The organism is Lactobacillus nasalidis, from assembly GCF_016587775.1.
Lineage (GTDB): Bacteria > Bacillota > Bacilli > Lactobacillales > Lactobacillaceae > Lactobacillus > Lactobacillus nasalidis.
The window spans coordinates 1-3,791 of sequence record NZ_BOCG01000241.1 but is presented as its reverse complement, the minus strand read 5'-3'; the positions used below and the strand labels follow the sequence as shown (position 1 = coordinate 3,791).

The 3,791-nt window shown below is 55.7% G+C and carries 4 protein-coding genes and 1 pseudogene; 2 read left to right on the top strand and 3 right to left on the bottom strand.

Annotation, left to right across the window (positions count from 1 at the left end; translation table 11 throughout):
• Window positions 1-1,313, bottom strand: a 1,313-nt coding sequence (locus tag lacNas_RS04000; protein WP_201346619.1) for an NAD-dependent succinate-semialdehyde dehydrogenase, incomplete at its 3' end; no start/stop codon positions are given.
• A gap of 227 nt (window positions 1,314-1,540) precedes the next feature.
• Here lacNas_RS04000 and lacNas_RS03995 point away from each other — a divergent pair.
• Both lacNas_RS03995 and lacNas_RS03990 read left to right on the top strand, forming a co-directional pair.
• On the top strand, window positions 1,541-2,212 hold the full coding sequence (locus lacNas_RS03995; protein ID WP_201330477.1) for a type 1 glutamine amidotransferase: 672 nt from the start codon (window positions 1,541-1,543) through the stop codon (window positions 2,210-2,212).
• A 16-nt stretch (window positions 2,213-2,228) separates the two neighbouring features.
• On the top strand, window positions 2,229-2,726 hold the full coding sequence (locus lacNas_RS03990) for a nucleoside 2-deoxyribosyltransferase (protein WP_201330478.1): 498 nt from the start codon (window positions 2,229-2,231) through the stop codon (window positions 2,724-2,726).
• Window positions 2,727-2,769: 43 nt separating this feature from the next.
• Here lacNas_RS03990 and lacNas_RS03985 read toward each other — a convergent pair whose 3' ends face one another.
• Entirely contained in the window at window positions 2,770-3,630 is an 861-nt protein-coding gene (locus tag lacNas_RS03985; RefSeq protein ID WP_201336094.1) for a helix-turn-helix domain-containing protein, read from the bottom strand.
• Window positions 3,631-3,632: 2 nt separating this feature from the next.
• A pseudogene (locus tag lacNas_RS14465) lies at window positions 3,633-3,791 on the bottom strand (alpha/beta hydrolase); the annotation flags it as partial.

The window sequence follows — 3,791 nt, the reverse complement described above, 5'->3', positions numbered from 1 at the left end:
AGTTCGCGGCCGTAGCCGGACTTCTTGACCCCGCCGAAAGGCAGGCTGCCGTCAGTGATCCAGCGGCCGTTGATGACCGTCATCCCCGTTTCGATCTGGGCAGCGACTTCTTCGGCGTGGCCGATGTCGCTGGAGATCACGGAAGAACCCAGGCCGTAGCTGGAATTGTTGGCCAGGGCCACGGCTTCGGCTTCATCCTGGACCTTGTAGACCACGCAGACCGGGCCGAACATTTCCTGGTCGAACATCGGGTTGTCCGGGGTCATGTCAGTCAGAATCACTGGCCGGCTGAAGGCGCCCGGTGAGTCGATTTCCGGATACTCGTAGTAGACCTTGGCCCCGCCGGCAACCGCGGCTTTCACCTGCTTGGCCAGCTTTTCCTTGGCGGCCTGGGAGTTCATTGGCGGCAGGGTGGTGGAAGCTTCCAGCGGGTCGCCCCACTTGAGGCCGGAATAGATTTCCTTCATGTCTGCCAGCACTTCCTCATAGCGGTCGGCCACAACGATCATCCGCTTGGAAGAGGTGCAGACCTGGCCGTTGTTGTAGCTGCGGGCATCGCTCAAGGCCTTCTTCAAAACGGCCGGGTCGGCGTCGCTTAAAACGATAAAGGCGTCGTTGCCGCCCAGTTCCATGGTCGACTTCTTCAGGTTCTTGCCGGCATTTTCGGCAACTGAAACACCGCCTCTTTCAGACCCGGTCAAGGCTACCCCCTGTACGCGCGGGTCAGCGATGACCCGGTCCAGCTGGTCATAGCTGAGGTAGAGGTTGATCAGGCTGCCTTCCGGGGCGCCGCCGGCCTTGACCAGCTTGGCAGCCATGGCAGCAGAGGAAGGAACGTTGTGGGCGTGCTTGAGCAGCATCGGGTTGCCGACCACGAAGTTCGGCGCGAAGACCCGGATGACCTGGTAAAGCGGGAAGTTCCACGGTTCGCAGGCCATGATGACCCCGGTGGCCTGCTTCAAGTAATAGGCGTGGCCGTAAGGGTTGGGCAGGTCGACCGGCTTCAAGAGCTCAGGGCCATGGTCGGCGTAATAGTCGAGGATGCCGATGCAGATTTCGACTTCTTCCTCGGCTTCGCTCAGTTTCTTGCCCATTTCCAGGGTCATGATTTTCGCCATCTCGGCTTTCTTTTCCCGGAACTTGTCAGCGATCTGCTTTAAGAGGGCTGCCCGGCTTTCCGGCTTTTCATGCCGCCACTTCTTGTAGAGGGCGTGGGCCAGGGCCAGGGACTCTTCGATCTGCTGGTCTGACGGATTTTCATAAGTTGCGAAGACTTCATTGGTATATGGATTGACTGATGCGTATTTTGCCATAGCTGTGTTCTCATCCTTTCGATTTAAAAGCTGATTAGACCGGCAATCCGGCCAAATATAGTGCACGATTCACAAATATCCCTTTTTCTAGTATAAACCGCTTTCTGAATTTTGGTATAGCTGAAGGCAAAAAATAATTTTATTATTTTGCGGAACATTTTAACAGCTGATTCGTGGCAAAAGGGCGCGAGCATGGTAAAATAATTAAAAATTGAAAGGACGAGATTATGCGGATTAACGTTTTGCAGCATACACCAAACGAAGGTCCCGGGGCGATTAGGTCCTGGGCCGAAGAACGGGGCAACCGGCTCTATGTTTACCACCCGGCTACTTTCGGGATTTTCCCGAAGGCTGACGAAACCGACCTGCTGGTCATTTTGGGCGGACCGATGAGTCCGGGCGACGACCTGCCATGGCTGGAAGAAGAACGGCAGCTGATCAAGGACTGCCTTAAGCAGCACCTGCCGGTTTTGGGCATCTGCTTGGGCGCCCAGCAGATCGCCTTGTGCTTGGGCAGCAGCGTTCACCAGGCTGCCCACAAGGAAGTCGGCTGGGCACCAGTCTACCGGCAAAGCGACGCGATTCCGGATCTGCCGGAAAAGCTGCTGGCCCTGCACTGGCACCAGGACATGTTTGAAATGCCGGCAGGCAGCAGCCTGCTTTACTCCAGCGACTTGCTGGCCAACCAGGGCTACCTGGTCAACGGTAACGTGATCGGCCTGCAGTTCCACTTGGAGCAGGAAGACGAGAACGTTCGCGAAATCGTCATCAATGACGGGGCATACGCTGAAGCGGGCAATGACTTGCACCAAAGCCCGGCGGAAATTCTGGCCCAGCCGGTCCCGGCCGCTAACAAGCGGGCGATTTACACCATGTTAGATTATTTAAGCGTCCACTAGGAGGATTTTTGGATTTATGACGGCAACTGCACGCATTTATTTAGGCTCATCTTTTCACCGTGACCACCACCAGGCCCGGGTGAAGCAGGTCCGCGAATACTTGGCTGAGAACCCGACGGTCGAACACGTTCACTTCCCCTTTGACCAGCAGGTGATCGACCCGGCGGAAGACCCGAACGCCGGCTTTGGCGATGAACGGAGCCTGCTCTGGCAGCAGCAGACCTACCAAAACGACATCAACGGCCTGTCCACGGCTACCTGCGGCCTATTCCTTTACGACATGGACGAGCTTGACGACGGCTGCGCCTTTGAAATCGGCTTTTTGCGGGCGCAGAACAAGCCGGTCATCATCGTGCCTTTCACCAAGCATCCGGAAAAGAAGCCGATCATGAACCTGATGCTGGCCCAAGGCGCCACGGCCTTTATCAGCGGCGACCAGGAACTGGAGCAGCTGAAGACTTACGACTTCAACAACTGCCCTTGCCTGCCGCTTACCGGCTACGGCATCATCTAAAAGAGCAAAAAATAAACGGTCAATCATGTGATTGACCGTTTTCTTATGCCTTCTTTTGGATTTCCTGCAAAAGCTTGCTGCCTTCCCGGATGATGACGTCGTTTTTGTTCAAGCGGGCGAAGGCCAGGGAGTCGTTCAAGTGTTCCAGGACCGTTTTCTCCGGCTTCTTTTGGGCCAGGTCGTCCAAGGCCAGCTGGTACAGGACGCGGGCCAGGAAGTAGACGACGTGGTGCTCGCTGGCCAGGTCGTAGGCGTAGGTCAGCAGGTCGTCGGCATGCTTGTACTGGCCGTTTTGCCCGTAGAATTCGCCGGCTGCCGTCAAAACGGACATGACCTGCAGCTCTCTTAAGCTGTCCTTGATCTCCACTTTTTTGATTTCGCCCAGGATCTGGTCGAAGTAATGCGAGGCCTTGTTCATGTCCTGGCTGGCATAGACCTGGCTGCAGCCCTTAAGGGCCAGCAGGCGGTAGATGTTGTTGGCCTTCAAGTTGTCGGTGGTCAGGATGTTGTTGAAGTAAAAGAGGGCCGAGACCTCATCGCGGTCGCCGTCCAGGGCCAGTTGTCCGCAGAGGTAGTTGTAGTGCAGCAGGTCCTGCTTGTCGCGGATCTTTTTCTCATTGACCTGCTTGAGGATCCGGCGGACCTTTTCATAGTCGTAGGTGATGAAGCAGAAGTCCGCGGAAAAAAGTTTCTGGGCGATTTCGCTCTCAGTGCTGGTCAGCATGATGTCGGACAAGGAAATGTTCATCCGCTCGCAGAGCTGCTTGAGGATCTTGAAAGACGGAATCTGACCGTTGTTTTCAAACTTGCTCAAGGTTGATTGGGTGCAGATGCCGCGGCAGAGCTCATTTTGCGAAAGCTTGAGCGACTTGCGGATCTTGATGAATTTCTCGATGTTTATCATGTTTAATCGCTTCCTGTCTTAAAACTGAGGGCATAGTTGAGATAAGTCATGCTTTCCCGAAGATAATCGCGGCCGTAGTCCATGGCATGGCCGTGTCCGGGGATGATTTCCAAGTCGACCTGGTGGCCGCGGCCGGCCAGGCGGGCCGCGAAGTCGCTGAC

Coding starts and splice junctions, on each gene's coding strand:
- lacNas_RS03985 (WP_201336094.1), bottom strand. CDS start 3,630: ATGATAAACATCGAGAAATTCATCAAGATCCGCAAGTCGCTCAAGCTT.
- lacNas_RS03990 (WP_201330478.1), top strand. CDS start 2,229: ATGACGGCAACTGCACGCATTTATTTAGGCTCATCTTTTCACCGTGAC.
- lacNas_RS03995 (WP_201330477.1), top strand. CDS start 1,541: ATGCGGATTAACGTTTTGCAGCATACACCAAACGAAGGTCCCGGGGCG.